The 22,780-nt window shown below is 71.8% G+C and carries 20 protein-coding genes and 2 pseudogenes; 15 read left to right on the forward strand and 7 right to left on the reverse strand.

The genetic code is table 11. The annotated features are described in order from the left end of the window. Positions 1-414 precede the first annotated feature (414 nt). On the forward strand, positions 415-2,439 hold the full coding sequence (locus tag ABEA93_RS34230) for a N,N-dimethylformamidase beta subunit family domain-containing protein (protein ID WP_345679813.1): 2,025 nt from the start codon (positions 415-417) through the stop codon (positions 2,437-2,439). 30 nt (positions 2,440-2,469) lie between these two features. On the opposite strand, the gene ABEA93_RS34235 is transcribed toward ABEA93_RS34230, so the two are convergent. From ABEA93_RS34235 to ABEA93_RS34245, 3 genes are all read right to left on the reverse strand, one after another. Beyond that, a complete protein-coding gene (locus ABEA93_RS34235) occupies positions 2,470-3,579 on the reverse strand; it encodes an acyl-CoA dehydrogenase family protein (RefSeq protein ID WP_345679814.1) in 1,110 nt (369 codons plus the stop codon). Positions 3,580-3,588: 9 nt separating this feature from the next. Further along, positions 3,589-4,611 (reverse strand): helix-turn-helix transcriptional regulator, encoded by a 1,023-nt coding sequence (locus ABEA93_RS34240; RefSeq protein WP_345679815.1) that lies wholly within the window; start codon positions 4,609-4,611, stop codon positions 3,589-3,591. A 75-nt stretch (positions 4,612-4,686) separates the two neighbouring features. Next, on the reverse strand, positions 4,687-5,217 hold the full coding sequence (locus ABEA93_RS34245; protein ID WP_345679816.1) for a pyridoxamine 5'-phosphate oxidase family protein: 531 nt from the start codon (positions 5,215-5,217) through the stop codon (positions 4,687-4,689). A 205-nt stretch (positions 5,218-5,422) separates the two neighbouring features. On the opposite strand from ABEA93_RS34245, the gene ABEA93_RS34250 reads away from it, so the two are divergent. The 3 genes from ABEA93_RS34250 (at position 5,423) to ABEA93_RS34260 (ending at position 7,893) form a co-directional block, all read left to right on the forward strand. After that, positions 5,423-5,899 (forward strand): VOC family protein, encoded by a 477-nt coding sequence (locus ABEA93_RS34250; RefSeq protein ID WP_345679817.1) that lies wholly within the window; start codon positions 5,423-5,425, stop codon positions 5,897-5,899. A gap of 15 nt (positions 5,900-5,914) precedes the next feature. Next, positions 5,915-7,270, forward strand: coding sequence for a glucose-6-phosphate dehydrogenase (locus tag ABEA93_RS34255; protein ID WP_345679818.1), 1,356 nt, complete (start codon positions 5,915-5,917; stop codon positions 7,268-7,270). Between the two features lie 80 nt (positions 7,271-7,350). Further along, the gene (locus ABEA93_RS34260; RefSeq protein ID WP_345679819.1) at positions 7,351-7,893 is read left to right on the forward strand and encodes a gluconokinase; all 543 of its coding nucleotides are present in this window, start codon (positions 7,351-7,353) and stop codon (positions 7,891-7,893) included. On the opposite strand, the gene ABEA93_RS34265 is transcribed toward ABEA93_RS34260, so the two are convergent. Continuing rightward, positions 7,838-8,293: an SRPBCC family protein gene (locus ABEA93_RS34265; RefSeq protein ID WP_345679820.1), complete on the reverse strand. Its 456-nt coding sequence runs from the start codon at positions 8,291-8,293 to the stop codon at positions 7,838-7,840. The two genes, ABEA93_RS34260 and ABEA93_RS34265, sit on opposite strands and share 56 nt — an antisense overlap. Before the next feature lie 198 nt (positions 8,294-8,491). Here ABEA93_RS34265 and ABEA93_RS34270 point away from each other — a divergent pair, with 198 nt between their 5' ends. The 3 genes from ABEA93_RS34270 to ABEA93_RS34280 all read left to right on the forward strand — a co-directional run bounded on the left by ABEA93_RS34270 (position 8,492) and on the right by ABEA93_RS34280 (position 12,220). After that, the gene (locus tag ABEA93_RS34270; protein ID WP_345679821.1) at positions 8,492-10,210 is read left to right on the forward strand and encodes an AMP-binding protein; all 1,719 of its coding nucleotides are present in this window, start codon (positions 8,492-8,494) and stop codon (positions 10,208-10,210) included. A 96-nt stretch (positions 10,211-10,306) separates the two neighbouring features. Beyond that, the gene (locus tag ABEA93_RS34275; protein WP_345679822.1) at positions 10,307-10,912 is read left to right on the forward strand and encodes a TetR/AcrR family transcriptional regulator; all 606 of its coding nucleotides are present in this window, start codon (positions 10,307-10,309) and stop codon (positions 10,910-10,912) included. Positions 10,913-11,068: 156 nt separating this feature from the next. Further along, the gene (locus tag ABEA93_RS34280) at positions 11,069-12,220 is read left to right on the forward strand and encodes a hypothetical protein (protein WP_345679823.1); all 1,152 of its coding nucleotides are present in this window, start codon (positions 11,069-11,071) and stop codon (positions 12,218-12,220) included. A 52-nt stretch (positions 12,221-12,272) separates the two neighbouring features. Here ABEA93_RS34280 and ABEA93_RS34285 read toward each other — a convergent pair whose 3' ends face one another. Further along, the gene (locus ABEA93_RS34285) at positions 12,273-13,382 is read right to left on the reverse strand and encodes a glycerophosphodiester phosphodiesterase (protein WP_345679824.1); all 1,110 of its coding nucleotides are present in this window, start codon (positions 13,380-13,382) and stop codon (positions 12,273-12,275) included. Positions 13,383-13,672: 290 nt separating this feature from the next. Between ABEA93_RS34285 and ABEA93_RS34290 the strand changes: the two genes are divergently transcribed. Continuing rightward, positions 13,673-15,145, forward strand: a complete 1,473-nt coding sequence (locus ABEA93_RS34290; RefSeq protein ID WP_425585205.1) for an MFS transporter — start codon at positions 13,673-13,675, stop codon at positions 15,143-15,145. A gap of 96 nt (positions 15,146-15,241) precedes the next feature. Further along, positions 15,242-16,051: an IclR family transcriptional regulator gene (locus tag ABEA93_RS34295; RefSeq protein WP_345679825.1), complete on the forward strand. Its 810-nt coding sequence runs from the start codon at positions 15,242-15,244 to the stop codon at positions 16,049-16,051. Here ABEA93_RS34295 and ABEA93_RS34300 read toward each other — a convergent pair. Then, positions 16,027-16,392 carry a hypothetical protein gene (locus ABEA93_RS34300; protein ID WP_345679826.1) on the reverse strand — a complete coding sequence of 122 codons (366 nt, stop codon included), beginning with the start codon at positions 16,390-16,392 and terminating at the stop codon, positions 16,027-16,029. The two genes, ABEA93_RS34295 and ABEA93_RS34300, sit on opposite strands and share 25 nt — an antisense overlap. Before the next feature lie 276 nt (positions 16,393-16,668). On the opposite strand from ABEA93_RS34300, the gene ABEA93_RS34305 reads away from it, so the two are divergent. Both ABEA93_RS34305 and ABEA93_RS34310 read left to right on the forward strand, forming a co-directional pair. Then, positions 16,669-17,751 (forward strand): ABC transporter permease, encoded by a 1,083-nt coding sequence (locus ABEA93_RS34305; RefSeq protein WP_345679827.1) that lies wholly within the window; start codon positions 16,669-16,671, stop codon positions 17,749-17,751. Next, positions 17,748-18,494 carry an ABC transporter ATP-binding protein gene (locus ABEA93_RS34310; protein WP_345679828.1) on the forward strand — a complete coding sequence of 249 codons (747 nt, stop codon included), beginning with the start codon at positions 17,748-17,750 and terminating at the stop codon, positions 18,492-18,494. The genes ABEA93_RS34305 and ABEA93_RS34310 overlap by 4 nt, the downstream gene beginning before the upstream one ends. A 386-nt stretch (positions 18,495-18,880) precedes the next feature. On the opposite strand, the gene ABEA93_RS34315 is transcribed toward ABEA93_RS34310, so the two are convergent. Further along, entirely contained in the window at positions 18,881-20,128 is a 1,248-nt protein-coding gene (locus ABEA93_RS34315) for a DUF4437 domain-containing protein (protein ID WP_345679829.1), read from the reverse strand. Between the two features lie 94 nt (positions 20,129-20,222). Here ABEA93_RS34315 and ABEA93_RS34320 point away from each other — a divergent pair. The 4 genes and pseudogenes from ABEA93_RS34320 to ABEA93_RS34335 form a co-directional block, all read left to right on the forward strand. Continuing rightward, positions 20,223-20,441 (forward strand): annotated as a pseudogene (locus ABEA93_RS34320) (AMP-binding protein); the annotation flags it as partial. Between the two features lie 31 nt (positions 20,442-20,472). Then, the gene (locus ABEA93_RS34325) at positions 20,473-21,087 is read left to right on the forward strand and encodes an aldehyde dehydrogenase family protein (RefSeq protein ID WP_345679830.1); all 615 of its coding nucleotides are present in this window, start codon (positions 20,473-20,475) and stop codon (positions 21,085-21,087) included. Between the two features lie 59 nt (positions 21,088-21,146). Continuing rightward, positions 21,147-21,650, forward strand: coding sequence for a DUF3598 family protein (locus ABEA93_RS34330; RefSeq protein WP_345679865.1), 504 nt, complete (start codon positions 21,147-21,149; stop codon positions 21,648-21,650). 89 nt (positions 21,651-21,739) lie between these two features. Next, a pseudogene (locus tag ABEA93_RS34335) lies at positions 21,740-22,657 on the forward strand (Rieske 2Fe-2S domain-containing protein); the annotation flags it as partial. Between the last annotated feature and the right edge of the window lie 123 nt (positions 22,658-22,780).

Genomic DNA, 22,780 nt, shown 5'->3' on the forward strand with positions numbered 1-22,780 from the left:
GCCTGGCCGATCCGCCGTCGTGATGCGCGGCATCCTGCCACGGCCCGCGACGCCCGGCGTGCGGTCCGCGCCGGACGGCAACCAGGCGCGCTCCCAACGGATGACGGGGTCATTTGATATGACGTATGTCGCCCGTGCGGCGCATCATTCGGGACGAACTTCCGTGCCCTGTCCACCGACACGCCGATTCGTGTTGCGCAGAGCGCGCCCCAACCCGCCTGTAGCGTGTCCGATATGTCACTTTCTGTTGCTTTATGGTCTGGTGACGACTCGGGTAGTGCGGCGCTCTCCCGGCGGCGGGTCCTGCAGGGCACGGCGGCTCTCGCCAGTGCCGCGGTCCTTCCGGTGGGGTTGGCCGCCGACACCGCCTCCGCCGCCACGAATCCGGTCGATCCCGAGCAGAGCCAAACGCGGATGGTTCCCGGGGGAAACGGGGTCATCTACAGCGTTCAAGCCGACGGCCGCCTGAAGTGGTTCCGCCACCTGGGGCGCGAGAACGGCACCGGAGTGTGGGTCGGCGGCGGCAGCCCCCGGGAGATCGGATCCGGCTGGCACCTCCATACGAACGTGCTGGCGGCCGCCGACGGGCAGCTGTTCGGCTTCTGCGGCGACGGCTCGCTCGTCTGGCACAAGTACCAGCTGGCCAACCAGGACACCGGCGAAGGCTCTTGGCATCCCAAGAGCAACACCGTCATCCACACCGGCTTCGGCGGCTTCGGCCAGATCTTCGGCGGCTGGGACGGCGTCATCTACGGGATCGACGCCAACGGCGACCTCTACTGGTTCAAGTACCTCGCCGGCGACGGGTCGACCGGCTCCGGTGCCTGGGCGAACGGCGGCCGAGGGTCCCGCATCGCCTCCGGGCGCCGCGACTACGACATGCACTTCGCGGACGCGGACGGCGTCATCTACGGCGTCCGGCACGGCGCCACCCTCGACTGGTTCCGCTACCTCGCGGGCGACGGCTCGAACGGCTCCGGCGCGTGGGCCAACGGCGGCAGCGCGATCCGCATCGACGACGGCTGGGACTGGGGCTCCCTCACCGAACGCTTCGCCGACCACGGGACGTTCTACTCCGTGTGGCTCGACCGGAAGGATCCCCCCGGCCGCGACCACGAACTCCACTGGAGCCGGCTGACGAACTGGCAGACCGTCGACCGCGACGGCCGCGGCACCTGGGCGGGCTCGGCCGGCGCCCTCGTCGGCAACGGCTTCACCGTCGGCCGCACCGCGAACCTCCAGGGGTACGCCGACCGCTGGTCGGTGGCCAACGGCCAAGCCCTCAACGTCTCCGTCTCGTCCGCGTTCGACCGGTACCAGGCCACCGTGCTCCGCCTCGACGGCCCGATCACCCCCGGCACCACGCTCGACCGGACGAACAGCCAAGTCGTGTCCGGCCCGACGAGCCACACCGGACATCTCCGCAGCGTGCAGTCCGGCTACCGCACCAAGGGCTGCGGCTGGCCCACCGACTTCACCGTCCCCATCGCGCAGGACTGGAAGTCCGGGTTCTACGTCGTGCAGCTCACCGGCGACCGCGGCGTGCGACGCTACGTCCCCTTCGTCGTGCGCCCGCCCAAGCCGGTCGCCAAGATGGCGCTCATGCTGCCGTTCCTCACGCACAGCGCCTACAACCACTGGGGCGGCCACTACCAGTACAGCTGGGACAACCCGCCGCACAACCGCACGCACACCATGCTCCGGCCGTTCGCCAACGCCTACATCGAACCGCCCGGCCACATGGACGTGCGCTTCTACGGCGACCTGCTGCTGCTGCGCTGGCTCGCGGACAACAGCGTCGCGTACGACTGCTACCAAGACCTCGACCTGCACAACGACGACACCTGGCTCGGCGGCTACAAGGCCCTCATGCTGGCCTCGCACCCCGAGTACTGGACCGACACGATGCGCACCCGCCTGGAGGCCTACCTCACCGGCGGCGGACGCGTCATCTACACCGGCGGCAACGGCATGTACGAACGCGCCGAGCCGTCCGTCAACGGCACCGCCCTCACCCACCGCAACGAACGCGGCGACCGCTGGCTGTGGCGCGACCAAGGCCACTCCGAGAAGAACATCCTCGGCGTGGCCTACAACGGCGCGTCCTTCATGGAGTTCGCCCCGTACGAAGTCGACGCCGACCACCCGTTCCTGGCCGGCACCGGCCTGCAGCCCGGCGACCAGTTCGGCAGGACCGGCTACAACTTCGCCGCCAGCGGCTGGGAAGTCGACACCTGCGACGAGAACGGCGCGCGGCTGCCCGGCGTCCAGCGCATCGCCCACGGCACCCAGCAGGGCGGATCCCACATGGTGCACTTCGAGCGCGGCAACGGAGGCTGGGTGTTCTCCGCGAGCTCTTTGTGCTTCAACGGCGCACTCGCGCACGACCGGGCGCTGGCGGGGATCCTGCGGAACGCCGTCAACGCGGGGGTGCAGTAGCCGCCCCGACTCGTCCCCGCAGACCGGGCGTTACGCCCCCGTGCCCTCCATCAGCCCCTTACCGATCATGTCCCGGCACACCTCCACCGAAAACGCCATCAGCGCGCCCGCCTGGGCGTCGCGGAAGTGGCGTTGGATGGGGGAGGTGCGCAGGAATCCCGAGCCGCCGCCGACCCGGAGGCCGAACTCGGCGATCTCCTTCGCGACTTGGTTCGCGTACAGCTTGGCCTCCATGGCTGCCGGGAGGCAGCCGGGGTCCTTGCGGTCCGCGAGCCACATCGCGCGTTCCGCGAGCGTGCGGGCCGCGAGGAGTTTGACGTGCGAGTCCGCCGCGTCGAACTGCACCCACTGCATCGCGCCCACCGGGGCACCGGTGCCCGGGACGATGCGGGTGCGCGCGTGGTCGGTCAGCGCGTCGAGCGCGGCTTCGGCGATGCCGATGGACAGCCACGGCAGGCCGAGCCCGATGATGTTCGGCGCGAGCGGGTCGACCATGTGCGCGCGGTTCTCCGCGCGCAGCAGCGTCCCGCGGAAGTTCAGCAGCTGGCTGCGGGTACCGCGCAGGCCCATCGAGTCCCAGATCGGGACCATCTCGACGGAGTCGTCGCGGTCCACGCCGAAGAACGCCGGGACGTCGTCGACCAGCGCGTTCACCAGGAAGTGGTCGGCGATCTCGCAGCCCGACACGAAGCGTTTCGCGCCGTCCAACACGTAGCCGCCGTCGGCCGGTTCGGCGTGCTGCAGGGGCATGAGGAAGCGGTTGCCGCCGCTGGGCTCGGACAGGGCGTTGGCGAACCGCTCGCCCGCGCGCAGCGCGTCCGCGTACCGCGGCGGCCCGAACGAGACGAGGGCCTGCGCCGCGCCGAGGTGCATCGTCCAGATGCACGCCGTCGCCGGGCAGGCCTTGCCGACGATCCGCAGGATCTCGCCCAGCGCCTGGTACGACATCCCCGACCCGCCGCGCTCCTCGGGCATCGCGGCCATGTCCAGCCCGGCCGCGTGCAGCGCGGTCAGGTTGTCCACCGGCAGGGTCGCCTCGTGGTCGTGCGCGTCCGCCCGCGCGGCGAACTGCGGGGCGAGGTCGCGCGCCGCGGCGACGAACCGCCGGTCGTTCCCGGGAACCGCAAACGGTGAGTCCACCGGGACAGCTTAGGGCGGCGGAGTTGCGGCGGGGGCCGATCCGGGGGCATCCCGCGAGACGTCCGGCCCGCTGCCGGGCGGGTGATCGTCCGCGTACAGCGCCGCCGCGCGGCGGGTCGCTTCGGCGACGCGGTCGCGGAGGTGCGGCGGGTCCAGGACCTCGGCTTCCGGGCCGAAGCGCAGGATCTCGAAGTAGCCGATCTCCCACGACTCGACCGGCAGCGTGACCGTCACCCAGCCTTCCGCGTCCGGCTCGCCCGCGGTGGCGAGCGCGTCGGCCGCGGCGGTGGCTTCCAGCAGCACGGCCAGGTGTGCGACGGCGATCGGGCTCAACCGGACTCGCGCCTTCTCGTGCAGCATCGAGCGCGCGAAATCCCGCGACGCGTCCTCCCAGTAGCCCGGCAGGTCGAACTCCGGGTCGCGGGCGAACCGTTCCTCGCCGACCTCGGCGCCGGCGAACCGGTCGACGCGGTAAGACGCCATCCGGCCGGACGGGCCGCGCGCCGCGACGTACCACTGCCCGGCCTTCAGCACGAGGCCGTACGGCTCCAGCCGCCGCTCCCGGCCGCCGTACCCGCCCCGCAGCACCCGGTCCTCCCAGACCGCACGCGACACCGCGCCGAGCAGCGGCGGGGTGTCGGCCTCGCGGAACCAGGCCGGCGCGTCCAGGTGGAACCGCTGTGTCGCCGCCGCGGGCGCGTCGCCGAGCGCCGCGGCGACCTTCAGCCGCGCGGCGAGGGCCTGCCCGGCCAGGCCCATGTCCCGCAGCGGGCCCGGCAGCCCGGCGAGGAACAGCACCTCGGCCTCGGGCCGCTCCAGGCCGGTGAGGCGGGTGCGGTAGCCGTCGACGAGGCGGTAGCCGCCGGCCCGGCCGCGTTCGGCGTACACCGGCACGCCCGCTTCGGACAGCGCCGCGACGTCGCGCTGCACGGTGCGCTCCGAGACGTCCAGCTCGGCGGCCAACTCGGCCGCGGTCATCGCGCGGCGGGACTGGAGGAGCAGCAAGAGCGCGATGGCCCGGCTCGCGCGCATGCTGCTCCTCTCCGGCGTGTGTGGTGCCCGGTCGTCTCGTCCCCGGCCGGTGCCGCGACCCTACCGAAGGGCCGGTCAGGCCTTCCGGTCCGCGAGCAGCTTGGCGAAGTCCGGCGCGAAGACGGTCATCCAGTGCGGGTGCAGGCGGAAGTAGACGATGTCCCGCTCCCAGTCGAAGGCGTCCGCACCGTAGAAGTCCTTGAAGTACGCGAGCAGGTCCGGCCAGTCCGCGGCGGGCTCGCCGTCCGCGGGGTTGAGGATCTCCACGGTGCCGTGCGTGAACACGCCGAGGTCTTCGCCGGCCATGTGCGCCGCGCTCGCCGCCGGCCGGGCGGCGAGGTGGCGGGCTTTGGCCGCGGTGCGGGCCGTGCCGAAGTGCCATTTGCCGTGCAGGAAGTGGCCGTCCACGCCGCTGATCCGCGGCTCGCCGTGCGCGGTCACGGTGGACAGCGCCAGCGTGCGCATGCCGGTGAGGACCTGGGTGAGCTGGTCGGCGGTGAGGCTGCGTTCCGCGTTGATGATCGAGCGGAGGTGGGACGTCGCGCCGGAGAGCGAGGCGTCGAGGAGTTCCTGGAGCGCGTCCAGCTCCGCGGGAGTTTCGTACATGGTCGTCCTTGCCGGTCGGTGCGGTGACGGTTCCCACGATCGCGCCCATACCCGACGTCTTGTGTCGGCATTTCCGGTGGCTTTTCCGCGGCATTGGCCCGTCCGGTCGATACGCCGGCGCATGCCGGGGTGTCGCCGTTACCGCATGCGTGCAAAATGTCAGGGTTGTCGCTCTTTAATCGTCACCCGTAGGAAGGCGGAATCCGTGAGCGTGAAGCCGATCCCGGAGAACTACCCCCGGATCACGCCGTACATCTGCGTCGACGGCGCGGCCGCCGCGATCGACTTCTACGTCGCGGTCCTGGGCGCCGTGGAGCAGGTGCGGATGGCGGGGCCGGACGGCCGCATCGGCCACGCCGAAATCCAGCTCGGCGACGGGATCGTCATGCTCGCCGACGAGTTCCCGGACATGGACTTCCGCAGCCCCAAGTCGATCGGCGGCACCGCGGTCACGCTGCACGTCTACGTCGAGGACGCGGACGCCGTGTTCGCCGCCGCGGTCGCCAAGGGCGCGAAAGCCGTCCGGCCGGTCGCCGACCAGTTCTACGGCGACCGCAGCGGCCAGTTCGAGGACCCGTTCGGCCACCGCTGGAACATCGCCACCCACGTCGAGGACGTCCCGCCGGACGAGATGGCCCGCCGCGCCGAGGCCGCCATGCGGTCCGCACCCGGCGGCGAGTGAGCGTACGCGCACCCGATGATCGAACGGCTCGTCCTCTTCGGCGCGACCGGTGACCTCACCGCGCGCTACCTGCTGCCCGCCCTGGCCGCCCTGCACGAAGCCGGGCAGCTCGGCGCCGCCGTGCGGCTCACCGGCGTGAGCCGGGAGGACATGGACTCCGCGGACTACCGCGCCTGGATCGCGGAGCAGCTGGAGCGGCACGGCGGCACCTACCCGGCGACGGCCCGGGAAGCCGTCGTGGCGATGGCCGACTACCGGCGTACCGACGTCACAGACCCCGCCGCGGTCGCCGACGCCGTCGCGGGGGAGGGGCCCGTCGCGGTCTACCTCGCCCTGCCCCCGGCGCTGTTCCCCGGCGTCGTCACCGCCCTGCACGCGGCGCGCCTGCCGACCGGCAGCCGCATCGTCCTGGAGAAGCCGTTCGGCGAGAATCTGGCCGGGGCCCGGGAGTTGAACCGCATCCTCGGCGAACTCCTTCCGGAGAACGCGGTGTTCCGGGTCGACCACTTCCTGGCGATGACGACCGTGCAGAACATCCTCGGCAGCCGCCTCGCCAACCGGGTCCTGGAACCGCTGTGGAACGGCGTCCACATCGACGAGGTCGAGATCGTCTGGGAGGAGACCCTCGCGCTCGAAGGCCGGGCCGGCTACTACGACCACGTCGGCGCGCTCAAGGACATGATCCAGAACCACCTCCTCCAGCTGCTCTGCCTGGTGGCGATGGAACCCCCGATCACCCTCGGCGAACGCGACCTGCGCGACCGCAAAGTCGACGTGCTGCGCTCGGTGCGCCCGCTGACCGAGGACGACGTCGTCCGCCGCACGCGCCGCGCCCGCTACCTGCCCGGCCGCATCGGCGACCGGGACATCCCGGCCTACGCCGACGAGGACGGCGTCGACCCGGGACGCGGCACCGAGACCTTCGCCGAGATCCGGCTCCAGCTCGACAGTTGGCGATGGGCCGGCACGACATTCCGGCTCTGCACCGGCAAAGCGCTGGCGGCCGAGCGCAAAGAGGTCGCGGTGCGGTTCCGCCCCGTGCCGCACCTGCCGTTCCGGCACGCCGGCGACGTTTTGCCCAACGTGCTGCGCTTCGGACTGGAACCCGAGGGGCTCACGCTCGACCTGACCGGCACCGGCGCCCGGCCCCAGGAACTCGCCCCGCTGTCGCTGACCGCGCACATGGAACCGCCCGCCGTGCCCGCCTACGGTCGACTCCTGCTCGACGTCCTGACCGGAGACGCCGCACTGTCCATTCGTGGCGACGAGGCCGAGGAGTCGTGGCGGGTCGTCGAACCCGTGCTCGCCGCCTGGCAGAGTGGCCTGGTCCCGCTGGAGGAGTACCCGGCGGGCTCGGCCGGCCCGGCCTAGGCCGTTTCCGGCGGACCCGACCCCGTCCGGGAGACCGCCGGCCCCGGAGACCGCCGGCCCCGGAGACCAGGAGGGACGCGATGCCGCACGCCGAAGCCGAGCCGCCGACCGTCGTGGTGATGGGCGTCTCGGGCACCGGCAAGACCACGGTGGCCCGGCTCCTCGCCGAGCGGCTGGGCGTCCCGTTCGCCGACGCGGACGACTTCCACCCCCGCGCCAACATCGTCAAGATGTCCGCCGGCATCCCGCTCGACGACGCCGACCGGCGGCCCTGGCTGCAGTCCATCGGCCGCAAAGTCCGCGACTGCCGCGCCGCGGGCACCGGCTGCGTCATCGCCTGCTCGGCGCTGAAACGCAGCTACCGCGACATCCTCCGCGACGTCTGCCCCGGCATCCGGTTCGTGCACCCGACCGCGCCCCGCGACGTGCTCGCCGCCCGGATCGCCCGCCGCACCGACCACTTCATGCCCGTCTCGCTGCTCGACTCCCAGCTCGCCGAACTGGAACCCCTCGGACCGGACGAGCACGGCGTCACCCTCGACGCCGGACCACCCCTCGACGTCCTCGTCACGAAGGCCCTGCAGGCGTTGCCGTACCGGCCTCCGCCGCCCGCGCCAGCTTGACCAGCATCGCCCGGTTGCGCAGGTTGACCGCCCAATCGATCGGCAACCCGTGCATCCGCCCGCCCAGGCCGCGCAGCGGATGCCAGTCGAACACCACCAGCGTGTCCGCACCCCACGGAATCAGCCGGATCGCGATCCGCGCCGCCCCGAAAGGCGACGCCTGCGCCTCGAGCTCCAGACGGCGTACCGGCTCGCTGATCCGGACCGTGCACGTGTCCTCCAACGAGACCGGCCCCGCGCCCACCCGCACCCGCAGGTGCGCGCCCGCGCGCGGCCACTCCGGCTCCACGTACGTGATCCGCTGCGCCCCGCTCACCCACTCCGCGTAGCGGTAGCCGTCGGCGAGCAGCTCCCAGACCGTGCGGGGCGGGCATTCGATCAGCTGGTGGCAGCGAGCCATGGGGCGGCTCCTTCGGGTCGGGCGGCCGGGGTGTCCCTCCAGGGTTCGCCGGGTCGCACGCCCGCGCACGTCGGCGAAATCCCACGTCACGTGCCCATTGCCTTCTCCGAAGAACCGTGGGAATGTCCCCAAAGGCTTTGGGAAAGTGTTGTGGGAACGGCTCGGCCGGCACCACCGTGAGCACCTGATGGAGGCGACGTGACCGGGGTTGACGTGCGTACCGGAGGCGGGGAAACGGCCGCGGCGACGCCCGCGACGATGGCGGAGATCCTGCTCGCCCGCCGCGGCGACCAGGCCCCCGGCCTCCTGCACGAGGACCAGGTCTGGACGTGGGACGAGGTCGTCGGCGAAGCCGCCGTCCGCGCCGCGGCCGCCGGGGAACTGCGCCCGGCCGACGACACGGCGGAGGGCCCGGCGCACATCGGCGTGCTGCTGGACAACGTGCCCGAATACCTGTTCTGGCTCGGCGGCGCCGCGCTCGCCCAGACCGCGCTGGTCGGCATCAACCCGACCCGGCGCGGCGAGGAGCTGGCGGCCGACATCGCGTTCACCGACATCGCCGTGGTGGTCACCGACGACGCCGGTGCGGAGATCCTCAAGGAATGCGGCACCGACGTGCCCGTCCTGTCCGTCGAGTCCGCCGAGTACGCGGCGCTCCTCGCCCGCCACGCCGGCGCCGAGCCGCCCGCCGGCCCGTTCGACCCGCAGGCGCTCTACCTGCTCCTGTTCACCTCCGGCACGAGCGGCGGCGCGTCCAAGGCGGTGCGGTTCTCGCAGGGCAAGCTCGCCCGGTCCGCGCCGCACGTCGCCAAGCTGCACGGCATCGGCCGCGACGACGTCTGCTACTGCCCGATGCCGCTGTTCCACGGCAACGCCCTGATGGTGGTGTGGCACCCGACGATGGTCAGCGGCGCGCGCATGGTGCTGCCGCGCAAGTTCTCCGCGTCGAAGTTCCTCGACGACGTACGCCGCCACAGGGCCACGTTCTTCAGCTACGTCGGCAAGGCCATCACCTACGTCCTCGCCCAGCCGGAGACCCCGCACGACGGCGACAACGCGCTGGTCCGGGCCTTCGGCAACGAGGCGTCCGCCGCCGACATCCGCGAGTTCCGGCGCCGCTTCGGCTGCGAACTCGTCGAGGGCTACGGCTCCAGCGAAGGCGGCGTCGTCCTCGCCCGCACCCCCGAAACCCCCGACGGCGCCCTCGGCATACCCACGATCGGCGACGTCGCCGTCGTCGACCCGGTGACCCGCGAGGAATGCCCCCGCGCCCGCTTCGGCCCGGACGGGCAGTTCCTCAACGCCGCCGAAGCCATCGGCGAACTCGTCAACCGCGAGGGCGCGCCCGGCTTCGAGGGCTACTACAAGAACGAAGAAGCCATGGCCGAACGCCTGCGCGACGGCTGGTTCTGGTCCAACGACCTCGCCTACGTCGACGAGGACGGCTGGTTCTGGTACGCCGGACGCGCCGCCGACTGGCTGCGCGTCGACGGCGAGAACTTCCCCGCCGTGCCCGTCGAACGCGTCCTCGTCCGGCACCCCGACGTCATGCTCGCCGCCGTCTTCCCGGTCCCCGACCCGCGCACCGGCGACGAGGTCATGGCCGCGCTCGAACTGCGCGACGGCACCCGCCTGGACCCCGCCGCGCTCCCGGAGTTCTTCGCCGCGCAGACCGACATGGGCACCAAGTGGCTGCCGCGCTACCTGCGCGTCGTCGACGTCATGCCCTTCACCGGCTCCAACAAGGTCCTCAAGAAGGAACTGCGCGCCGAAGCCTGGGCCCGGCCCGGCACCGACACCGTCTACTGGCGGCCGGACCCCCGCTCGGACACCTTCCGGCCGATGGACGAAGCGGACCGCGACGCGCTCGCCGCGCAACTGCGCACACACGGCCGCGGCCACCTGATGGGCTGGTGAGCACGGACCCCCGTCCGTGTGCGATCTTGGGGCGGACGCCGCCGGGGAACCCGCCCGGCGGCACCGGCTTGCACCCCGGTCAGCAGAGGAGGCCCGATGGCGGGCGGTGAGCGGCTCGACCGCACGGCGGTGATCACCGCCGCCGCGCGGCTCGCCGACGCGGAAGGGGTCGGCGCGCTGACCCTCTCCCGGCTCGCCCGCGCCCTCGACCGGCACGTGGCATCGCTCTACACCCACGTCAAAGGCATCGACGGGCTGTACCGCGACGTCGCGCTGCTCACCCAGCGCGAACTCGGCGCCCGGCTCTGGCAGGCCGCGGTAGGACGCTCCGGGCCCGACGCGATCCTCGCGCTCGCCGAGGCCTACCGCGGCTACGTCGTCCGATACCCCGGCCGCTACGAAGTGCTGGTCCGCTACCACCACCCCGCCGACGACGAGGAGTTCCAGGCCAACGCGCAGTATGTCGCGGAACCCATCCGCGCCTCGCTCCGCTCGTTCGGCCTGGGCCCCGCCGAAGTGTCGTCCGCACTCCAGGTGTTCAGTGCTTCGATCCGCGGCCTCTGCCTCAACGAGTCGGTCGGCTTCCACGGCGACAAAAGGCAGGGCCCGGAACACACCCTGCGGCAGTTCGTCGCCCTGTTCACGACCGGACTGACCAGCGGCACCTGGCCGGTGGCGAAAGACGCCGACCCGGCGGACTGACCGCCTTTCCGGCGAGGCCGACGGGAGTGCGGCGGGAGCCCGGCACGCGACCAGCCCGAGGGAAGTCCCTCTGCGGTGATCGCCGAGGCTGCGTATATTCGCCGGGACCGACGGGCGACGGCCGGTGTTGCCCGCGCGATTCGGGGAGTACGGCGCATGCCGGACGAGTTTCATGACACGGCACGTGCCGCCGCCGCGAACGTGGCGCGCGCGATGGGAACGGACGCGTGGCCCCGGCTGCGCCCGGCACTCCTGGAACTGCTGGCCCGCCACGGCACCGACCCGGCCGCGGCCGGCTGGGCGGACGGCTTCGCCGACATGATCGCCAACGCGCAGGGGGCGGAGCAGAACAGCCTCCGGGACGCGGTGTACGCGCGGTGCGAGTCGACCTTCACGAGTCTGCTGGCGGCCCGGCCGGAGACGGCGGGGGAGTTGGCGTGGCTTGCGGGGTCCGGGATGCCGGCCGGCGGGCCGGCGCCGGCGCCGGCCGCGGGGCCACCGGTGGGGGCGCCGGGGGCGCCGAACTTCGCGAAGCCGCCGGAGCAGGTTCCCGCGCCGGGTGCGCCGTACGGGCCGCCGCCGGTCGCCGCTGCGCCGCCGGACGCGTCGCAGCCCCAGCCCCAGCCCCAGCCGCAGTTCGCGTCGCAGCCTTTCGTCGCGCCGCCGCCTCCGCCCGGCCCGCCGGGCCCGCCGCCCGGCCCGGCCGGGTATCCGGGGGCGCCGGGGGCGTTCCCGCAACAGCCCGGTGCGTACCCGGCGGCGCCGCAGCCTGCCGGTGCCTACCCGTCGGGCCCGTATCCAGGCGCTCCGGGCGCCCCGACCGGCACGCGCAACAACAACAAGCTCGTCCTCGGCGGCATCCTCGCGGTCGCCGTGATCGTCGGCGCGGTCTTCGGCGGCATCGCCCTGTTCGGCGGCGATGACGACGACAGCGGCAACGCCTCCGGACCCGGCGCGACCGGCCCGGCGAAGCCCGGGGGCTCGGACGGCTCCGGCGGCGAGGTCGAAGGGCCGTGGATCGGCACGTACGCCAACCAGAAGCCGGTCAAGGCGAACGGACCCGTGTCGGTCGTCCTCACCCAGGACGGCGACGAAATCACCGGCGACTTGCAACTCGAAGCCCCCGGCTGCGACTTCACCGGTCCGGTCACCGGAAAGGTGAAGGGCTCGAAGATCACCCTCGAGTCCGGCCCCGACACGGCCTACCACATTCAGATGGAAGGCACCGTCTCCGGCGACCGGATGTCCGGCAGCTACACCACGACCTGCGAGAACGCCTCCGGGACCTGGAAGGCCGACAAGGGCTGACCGGTCGGCGATTCACCCGCCTGCCGGGTGGCGACCCGGCCCGAACGTTTCCTCAGCTCGCCAGGCCCGCGCGGGCCGCGACCGCGGTGTCCGGCTGGTCCGCGAAGACACCGTCGAGGCCGATGCCGTAGAACGCCTCGTACTCGGCGATGTAGTCGCCGCGCGCGTTCGGGTCGGCGCCGACGCGGAAGTCCGCCGGGAGGAACTGGTTTTCCGCGCGGAACGTCCACGCGTGCACGAGCAGCCCGGCCCGGTGCGCGTCCCGGACCACCGTGGTCGGCGTGAGCAGGCGGCCCGCCGGGTCGCGGGGGATGAGCAGGTTCTTGGCGGTGCCGATGCCGTCCGCGTACCCGGCGATCCACTTGAGGTTCTCGGGCTTGACCAGGTCCTGGTACGTGCGCGGGTCGCCCGCGGCGGCGAAGTCGAACGGACGTCCGGACGCGTCCAGCAGCTGGATCAGCGGCACGTCGGTCATCTTGTCGAGCTTGCGCAGGTTCGCGGTCTCGAACGACTGGACGAACACCTTGGCCTTGCGCCCGTTCAGCCCGTTGCGCTTGAGGGCCTGGACGAGCGGCTCCTCGAGCGGCAGCCCGACGGACTGGAAGTAGCTCGGGTGCTTGGTCTCCGGGTAGATGCCGATCGTGCGGCCCACCCGGCGGCCCTCGGTGCGGGCGAGGTCGACGACCTCCTGGAACGTCGGGATCTCCAGCCTGCCGTCGAACGCGGTGTTGGTCGGCCGCACCTGCGGCAGCCGCTCCTTGGCGCGCAGCGTCTTCAGCTCGGCCAGCGTGAAGTCCTCGGTGAACCAGCCCGTGACGGCGTTCCCGTCGATGGTCTTGGTGGTCTTGCGCCCCGCGAACTCGGGGTGCTTGTCGACGTCCGTCGTGCCGCCGATCTCGTTCTCGTGCCGGGCCACCAGCACGCCGTCCTTGGTCGACACCAGGTCGGGCTCGATGTAGTCGGCGCCCATGCGGATCGCCAGCCGGTACGACTCCAGTGTGTGCTCGGGCCGGTAGCCGCTCGCGCCGCGGTGCCCGATGACCAGCGGCGCGGCCGTCGGCCGGCCGGAGCGGGCCTCGTCGTCGTGCGCCGCGGCGGGCACCGCGACCACGGTGGCCAGCAGCGCGCCGGCCAGCCCGAGCGCGGGGAGGATACGTCGCAACGTCGTCTCCTGTCGTCAAGACACGGAAGGGGTCCGCCGAGTCAATCCGCGGCAGACGACGCGGGGTACCGGCCGAGTCGGCCGACGGATGAACCTCCGGAGAACGTACGGACGTTGGAGCGAGGTGTCGGCCGTCGCGCGCGCCGGCTTGCGGCGATATGCGCCTTCCCGCCGTATCCGGCCCCGAGAGGCGCCATTCCCTGCCGCACCTTGCCACCCCGGTGTGGTGGCGGGCATCGGGCACGTGATGTGGATAGATTCATCCCTGTTTGTCTGATAAGGCGGCCCGCATGGCCGACGACGTGAGGAGACGCGTGGGCAGGGACGACGAGCTGCGCCTGGAGGACATCACCGTCGTCGACCCCAAGACCGTCGACACGGCGGTCCGCGCCACCATGCTCGGCAACGCCATGGAGTGGTACGACTTCGGCATCTATGCCTACATGGCCGTCACCATCGGCCACGTCTTCTTCCCGTCCGGCAACGACACCGCGCAAGTACTGTCGTCGTTCGCCACCTTCGCCGCGGCCTTCGTCGTCCGCCCGCTCGGCGGCTTCTTCTTCGGGCCGCTCGGCGACCGCATCGGCCGCAAGAAAGTCCTCGCGACCACGATGCTGATGATGGCCGGCGGCACGCTCAGCATCGGGCTGATCCCCAGCTACGCCACCATCGGCTTCGTCGCACCCATCCTGCTGGTGCTGTTCCGCATGGTCCAAGGCTTCTCCGCGGGCGGCGAGTACGGCGGCGCCAGCACCTTCATCGCCGAATACGCCCCCGACAAACGCCGCGGCTTCTACGGCAGCTACCTCGAATTCGGCACCCTCATCGGCTACATCAGCGCCGCGAGCCTGGTCACCCTGCTCAAGTCCCTCCTCGACGACAGCCAGATGGAAGGCTGGGGCTGGCGCATCCCGTTCCTGCTCGCCGCGCCCATCGGCATCGTCGGCCTGTACCTCCGGCTCCGCCTGGAAGAATCGCCGGCCTTCACCAAGGCCTTGGAGGAACACGCGGCGGCGGGCGGCGCCAAGGGACAGCGCGCCGACGCAGAACGCGGAACGGACGTGCCCGACAAGAACCCCGACGCCGGCTCGTTCGCGGAATTCCGCCGCATGTTCGCCGAGCAGCGCAAACCCATGCTCCTGTGCGTCGCGCTGGTCGCCGCGTACAACATCAACGACTACATGCTGCTGTCCTACATGCCGACCTACCTGTCGGACACCTTGGACTACGACGAGACCCACGGCCTCCTGCAGATCGTCGTGGTCATGCTCGTCCTGCTCGCCGTGATCCACCCGCTCGGCGCCTACACCGACCGCATCGGGCGGCGCCCGGTCGTCATCGGCGGATGCGTCGGCTTCATCCTGCTGCCTGTGCCGTGCTTCGCACTCGTCCAGAACGGCAGCCTGGCCACGATCTTCATCGGGCTGCTCATCCTCGGACTCGTACTCGTGTGCTTCCTCGCCACGATGTCCGCCGCGCTGCCCGCACTGTTCCCCACCGAGATCCGTGCCGGGGCGCTGTCGGTGTCCTTCAACATCTCGGTGTCCGCCTTCGGCGGCACGACACCGTTCGTCGCCGAGGCGCTGGTGAGCGGAACCGGCAACGACTACACGCCCGCGTTCTACATGATGTTCGCCGCCGCGGTCGGGCTCGTCGCCGCGTGGATGATGGACGAGACCGCCGGCCAACCGCTCATGGGCTCGCATCCGTCGGTCGCGACGGACGAGGAGGCCCGCGAACTCGTCTCGGCGGCACAGGAGTAGCGCGTGTCCGGTCCGTCGTAGACCGCCGTTCCGCAGCGCGAAACGGAACCCGCCCGCTCGCCATGATGGAAGCCCCGTCCACGCGAGGAGTGCGCTGTGCCCGGAGCCGTCGACGCCGACACCGAGGAAACCACCGGCAAGTCGATCGCCGCCGTCGAACGCGCCATCGACGTCCTGCTGCTGTTCGGCCGCAGCGGCCGCCCCGACCTGGGCGTCACCGAGACCGCCCAGGAACTCGGCATCACCAAAGGCGCCGTCCACCGCATCCTCACCGCGCTGCGCAGCCGCCGCCTCGTCACCGCCGACCCGGCCACCCGCCGCTACGCCCTGGGGCCGGCCGCCGTCGCCCTCGGCCGCGCGTACCTGGCCCGCACCGACCTGCGCATGACGGCCGCTCCCGAACTCCGCGCGCTGGCCGCGGAACGCGGCGAAACCGCGACCCTGTCGGTACGGCGCGGGGACACCCGGATCTACGTCGACCAGGTCGTGCCCGCCAGCGAGTTGCGCATAGAGGTCGCCATCGGCAGCCCGTACCCGCTGCACGCGGGCGCGTCGTCGAAGGCGATCCTGGCATTCCCGTCCGACGCGGAAATCGACGCCTACCTCGACCGATCCCGCCTCGAAGCCCTCACCGCCCGCACGGTCACCAACGCGGCCGCGCTGCGCAAGGAAATCGCACTGATCCGCAAGCGCGGCTACGCCACCTCGGCCGGCGAACGCCAAGAGGGAGCCGCAGCCGTCGCCGCCCCGGTGCTGGACCACGACGGCGGCGTCATCGCGGTGGTGAGCCTGGCCGGACCGCAGTTCCGCTTCCGGCAGCGGCTGACGGAGTGCGCGCCGAGCGTCCTGCAGGCCGCCCGGCGGCTGTCCGCCGAATTCGGCTACGGGCTCGCCGACGCCGACTGACCGCGCGCGAACCCGACCGGCACCGGGCAATCGGTGACGAAGCGCGTGTCCAGGAACTCCCACCAGTCGTCCTGGCTCACTCGCTCCGACTCCCACCCGGTATCGGCCTTCAGACCGGACAGCGCCTTGCGGTACGCGCCCCACGCCGCCTCGTCGTCGAACGCGGCCCAGTTCTCCAGCACGTACACGTCACCGATCACGCTGTAGTACCAGCGGACTTCGCGCACCATCGGCAGGTCGTGGTAGAACCATCGCTCGCGTTCCTCCAGCCATGCCCAGAATTCCTTCTGGTTGCGGCGCGACCGCTCGGTCATCTTCATGCGGTAGACGAGATAGATCACCGGCCGAACTCCCCACCGTGCGGCGATGGTTCGATCCCGGCATGCTATGACTGCGCAACACGGTTCCACAACAAGGAACAGGCCTGGGTGCGAACGGCCTTCCGCGCGTCGGCCTGCCGTGCGGTCTCCATCAATCGAAAGGTTGATATTCGCCTGCATCCTTCGATTCCGGCGGCCCCATCCCGCGCGCGATGTGCCTCCTCTCCGGCCCGGCGAGAGTGGAGACATGCTCACCGCCCGGTGAGTCCCCACCCTGCGTCCGGAGGATTCCGCGTCGTGTTCGTCGCCCTGAGAGACCTGCGCTCGGCCCGCGGCCGGTTCGCGTTGATGACGCTCGTCGTCGTCCTCATCACGGCGCTGGTCGTGCTGCTGTCCGGCCTCACCGCGGGCCTCGGCAGGGAGAACACCTCGGCGATCGACGGCCTCAACGCCGACCGGCTCGCCTTCTCCGACACCGACGGCGGAATCTCCTTCGGTGCCTCGTCGGTAGACGAGCAGACCTGGCAGGACTGGGCCCGGCAGCCCGGCGTGGATTCCGCGTCGCCGCTCGGCATCGCCATGACCCGCCTCGGCGCGGACGGCCGCACCGCAGGCGCGGCCGCGTTCGGCATCGACCCGGCCGGCCCCCTCGCCCCCGACGGCGCCCGCCCGGCCCCGGGCAGCGTCGTCCTGTCCCGGCCGCTGGCCGACGACCTCCACGTCAAGACCGGCGACACCATCGCGCTCGGCCCCGCCGGAAACGTCCGCGTCGGCGCCGTGGTGAGCGGCGCGTCGTTCAGCCACGCGCCCGTCGTGTGGACGGCCTTGTCCGACTGGCAGCCGCTGATGCCGGGACCGCGCGCCCCGGAAGGGCTTCAGGCCACCGTCGTGGCCCTCGACCTCGGCAAGGGCGCCGACCTCACAGCGGGCGACACCGCGCTGCACACCGACACCGTGACGAAGTCGGACGCGCGCACCGCCATCGGGTCGTACACCTCCGAGAACGGCTCGCTCCAGCTCATGCGGGGCTTCCTCTTCGCCATCTCGGCCCTGGTCATCGGCGCCTTCTTCACCGTCTGGACGGTGCAGCGCTCAGGCGACATCGCCGTCCTCAAGGCCCTCGGCGCCTCCACCGGCTACCTGGTCCGCGACGCCCTCGGCCAAGCCGCCGTGGTACTGGCCGCGGGAACGGCCGTGGGCACCGGCATCGCGGCGATCGGCGGACGGATCGCGGAGAACACCGTGCCGTTCGTCATCGACGCCGGGACCACCGTGCTGCCCGCCGCCATCATGATCGTCCTCGGCCTCGCCGGCGCCGCGCTGGCCGTCCGCCGCGTCACCTCCGTCGACCCCCTGATCGCCCTGGGAAGTGCCCGATGAGCCTCCGCCTGACCGGCGTCACCCTCACCTACCCGGACGGCGACCGCCGCCTCACCGCCCTCGACGACGTCACCCTCGACGTCCCCGCCGGCGCCTTCGCCGCGGTCGTCGGCCCCTCCGGCTCCGGCAAATCCAGCCTCCTCGCCGTCGCCGCAACGCTGATCACGCCCGACAGCGGCGACGTCGACATCGCCGGCATGCCGGTCCGCGCGCTGCGCCCCGCCGAACGCGCCGCGCTGCGCCGCCGCAGCCTGGGGATCGTCTTCCAGCAGCCCAACCTGCTCGGCTCCCTGACCGCCCGCGAACAACTCCAGGTCATGGCCCACATGGACGGCCGCTCCCCGCGGCAGGCGAAGACGAAGGCCGCGGAACTCCTCGACGCGGTCGGGCTCGCGGACCTGGCCGACCGCCACCCGCAGCGGATGTCCGGCGGCCAGCGCCAGCGCGTGAACATCGCCCGCGCGCTGATGAACGACCCGGTGGTGCTCCTGGTCGACGAGCCCACCAGCGCCTTGGACCACGAACGCGGCACGGCCGTCGTGGAACTGCTGGCGCGGCTCACGAGGGAACGGGGGACGTCGACGGTGATGGTGACCCACGACCGGAGTCAGCTGGCGTTCACCGACGCGGCTTACGAGATGGTGGACGGGCGGTTGGCGACGGCTTCGGGGACGGCGACGGGGGCGTCGTCGGCTTCTCCGACGACGGAGTGGACGGGGGAGCAGACGGGGGTGCGTGGCTGAGGCCGGATGGGCCCGGGCGTGCCGGCCGCGTGTTGCGGCGAGGCGAAGCGCCCGGTGTTCGAGCCGACCTTCGAACGCGGTATCGCTCGTGCGAGAACGGGGGCGTGACGTTTTCGGCTGCCGTTCGTTGGCGGAACAAAAGGAGCCTCGCAAGCCGGCCGGAACGGGTGTGCCGCGGGGGCAATGGTGCCGGGCTGGTCCCGGGTGTCGGGGGCTGTGTCCCCGACGTCGGCTTCCCGGACCCGGCTTCCTGGGCCCGGCTTCCCGAACCCGGCTTCCCGGACCCCGGTTCGCGCCCCATCCCCCTTACATCCCGTCCCCGTCCCACCTCCCCGGCGATCGGCTGCGCACCGGGAGCGTGGAGATGATCGGCGGCACCGGCCGACTCACGCCACGCTGCCACGACCGCCCCGCGCCGCGGTTGTGGCGCCGGCCGTCCGCTCGTCCTCGTGCTCCAGCGTGTCCGGGGGCGGCCAGCCCAGCGCGTCGTGGGTCGGCACGCGCTTCCGCTCGTGGTCGTGGCCGTGCCCGGGGCTGCCATCGTGCGCGTGCTCGGTGCCGTCCCCGTGCGTGTGGCCATCCGTGCCCCCGTCCCCGTCCCCGTGCGCATGACCGGCCTCGCCCCCGCCGTGCCCCTCCCCGAGCCGCGCCAAGTCGAACGCCCTCGCGATCGCCACCAGGCTCTGGTCCGCGCCCGTCCCGTGCTGCGCATAGTCGGTGTCGGGTGCGCCTTGTTCCTTCTGGTAGTTCAACGCCTTGTGCAGGACCCCCAGGTCCTCGTCCGACCGCCAGCTCGCGCCGCCCGCCAGGTCGTGCGACGAGTACGACCACGTCATCCGGCCGCCGTTCGGCGAGTAGTTGACCGCGTCGCCTCCCCAGCGGACCCATTCGTTCTGGGTGTACCAGTTCTCCAGTTCGCCGTCGGAGCGCATGAGCCACGTGGTGCCGCCCTCCATCGCGACGAAGTGGCCGTGCTTGACGCGCGCCGGGCGGAAGAAGTAGGTGCCGGGGTCCAAGTCGCCGAAGTTGTACGACATCTTCCCCTCGGTCGTGTACGCCTCCTCGTAGCACGGGTGGTGCGCCAGCCGGTGGTCCGCCCACCCCTCCTGCGCGTACACCAGCCGCGTATAGAACCCGCTGACCGGGTCGATGTGCAGGTACTTCACGAACAGCCCCGGCATCGGGCCCGCGTTCGGCACCGCGATCCACTCCATGCCCGCGCTGTCGTGCACGGTGACGTCCTCGCGAGCCGCCCGCGCCCACCGCGGCGCGGCAAGCGAGTCGACCGGGTCGAAGCCCGCGTCGCCGTACTCGCGGTAGTGCAGGATCCGGGTGCCCTCCGCGAACCGCACCGCATCCGCCGGCACGCCCCGCGGCGCGTGCACGTAGCCGCCCTTGCCGATGACCCGGTCCCCGTACCGCATTTCGCCGTCGAGGACGTAGTACTCGGTGTCGGCATGGTGGATGCCCGGTCCGCGCCCCCAGTCGGTGTGGAAAACGATGCGGAGCGAGGACGACCCGTCCTCCTCGTCGACGGACAGCCGGCGTTCGCTCGCCCGCCCCTCGCCGGCCACCAACTCCGCGGCGTGCCAGATGTAGTCCGTTTCCTGGATGGTCTCCACGTGGGGTCGCATTGGACATCCTCACCCGGTAGAAATGTTCCGATAGACGGGATGACGTTCCAATCTTGTGCATCCATGACGGCCGCCACCCTGCGGGAGGACAAGAGTGGGCATCAGCTTCGGGGGTGCGCCCCTGACGATCGTCGACGGCGTCCGCGGTTTCGCCGCCGCCCAGCCGGACACCCCCGCCGTCCGGGACGGCGACCGCACCCTCACCTACCGCGAACTCGACAGCCGGGCCGCCCGCTTGGCAAAAGTCCTCACCGAGACCGGCACCCCGCCCGGCGCCCGCGTGGCCGTCCTCCTCGGCAACCGACTGGAGTACTGCGAGATCGCCGCCGGGAGGAGGTCCGGCGATGCCCACACCGTCGGCTTCCATACCACCCGCCCCGACCCTGGCGTTCCGCGCCGTCGCCCTGCAAACGCGGACGCGCGCCGTCAACGCCCTCGGCACCGACGAAGCCCGCGCCGCCATCGTCGACGCGATCGACCGGATCGGCGCCCAAGTCGCCGCCGCCACCGCCAAAGGCGCCGTCGTCCACACCGGCGGCCGCGTCGAACGGCACGGCGGCGGCCACTGGATCCGCCCCACCGTGCTCACCGCCGTCGACCACACCATGACCGTCATGCGCGAGGAGACCTTCGGCCCGCTGCTGCCCGTCATGCCGTTCACCACCGAAGACGAGGCCGTCGCCCTCGCCAACGACTCCGACTACGGGCTGTCCGGCGCCGTCTTCGGCCCCGACCCGGCCGCCGCACGTGCCCTCGCCCGCCGCCTCGACGTCGGCGCCGTCAGCATCAACGACGCCGCGCTTACCGCCCTCGTCCACGAAGGCGAGAAGAACTCGTTCCGGTACAGCGGCCTGGGCGGCTCCCGCATGGGCGACGCGTCGCTGCGCCGCTTCGTCCGCCGCCAAACCCTGATCGGCACCACCGCCACCGGCCGCGACCCGTGGTGGCACACGCCCTGAAGCCCAGGGCCGACACCCCCGACCGAACCCCGAACCCGAACCCCGAACCGAGGAGCGTCATGGGAATCCGCGAAGGCATGCCCCTGCTCGCCAAGCACGAGGGCGACTGGGAAGGCACCTACACGCACGTCGACCCGGAAGGCAAGATCCTCGACCAGCACAAGTCCCACCTGACCTGCGCATTTCCGGACGACGGTGACTACCCGTACCACCAGACCAACACCTACACCTGGCCCGACGGCCGCACCGAAGTCCACCAGTTCCCCGGAACCTACGACGGCTACGGCCGCATGCACTTCGACACCGACCGCATGAAGGGCGTCACCTGGGGACTCGACGAGAACACCATCTACCTGACCTGGATCTACAAGGCCGAAGGCGAAGACCTGCGGCTGTTCGAGCTGATCGTCCTCTCCGACGACGGCCGGCACCGCACCCGCACGTGGCAGTGGATCCGCGACGGCAAGGTCGAGATGCGCACCCTCATCAACGAGACCCGCGTCGTCGACCGACCCGGGCCGACGCCCTTCGGTGGACGGCTCCCTACCGGCACGCGACGATGAAGGTCGGGCCGCCTTCACGGCAGCAGACGCCGACCGCGCCCAGGCGCGGGCGGCCCGCTCGAGACCGGTGAGGCGACGGAGGCCCGCCCATGACCGAGACCCGAACGCGGATCGAAACCGACCTGCGGCGCATCGGCATCGACCCGGACTTCTGGTACCCGATCGCCTTGTCCCGCGCCATCGCGGCGGGCAATGCCGTCGCTGCCTCGTTCGCGGGCGAACGCATCGCGCTGTACCGGGGAACGAGCGGGCGACTGTACGCCTTGGAAGACCGTTGCGCACATCGGCAGGTCCCGCTCAGCATGGGCGTCGTCGAAGGCGACATCCTGCGCTGCTGCTACCACGCCTGGGCGTACCGCGGCACCGGGCGGATCTCGCAGATCCCGTACCTGCCCAAGGGCGTCACGCGGCCGCCGCGCGGCGTACGCGCCTACCCCGTGCACGAGGCCTTCGGGCTGGTCTTCGTGTTCCCCGGCAACCCCGCCAAAGCCGCGGTGATGCCGCCGCCCGAGCTGCCCGCCTGCGTGTCGCCGCGGCACCGCACCATGACGTTCTCGCGCACCGTGCTGTGCCACTACTCGTTCCTGCACGAGAACCTGCTCGACATGAACCACCAGTTCCTGCACCGCGGCGTCCTCGGCAAGATCGAGCCCACCCTGCTCGGCTACGACACCGGTCCCACGTCCGTGGAAGCCCGCTACCGCTTCACCCACAAGGCGGGCAAGAAGGACCGCGGCGCCGGGCTGCTCGCCGCAGAACGCGTCGGCGGCGCCGACAACCCCGACGTCATCACCATCCGCACCGAATACCCGTACCAGACCCTGACGCTGGTACCGGAAGGCGCCGACCTGCCGGCGTTCTCGCTGTGGGTCGCCTACGTGCCCGAGGACGCCGAGCAGCGCCGCAGCCACGTGTACGGCCTGCTCTCCATCGAGAAGCCGCGCGTGCCCGGCGCCCTGCACCTCGCCTGGCCGTTCATCCGCCGCTTCACCGAACGCGTGTTCGCCGAGGACCGGATGGCCGTCGAAGCCGAACAGCGCGCCTGGGACGAGCAGCGCGGCGACCGCAACCACGAGGTCTTCCCGCTGATCCTCGACGTCCGCGACGTACTGCGGAACAACGGGCTGCCG

Source organism: Yinghuangia aomiensis, assembly GCF_039542225.1.
Taxonomy (GTDB): Bacteria; Actinomycetota; Actinomycetes; order Streptomycetales; family Streptomycetaceae; genus Yinghuangia; species Yinghuangia aomiensis.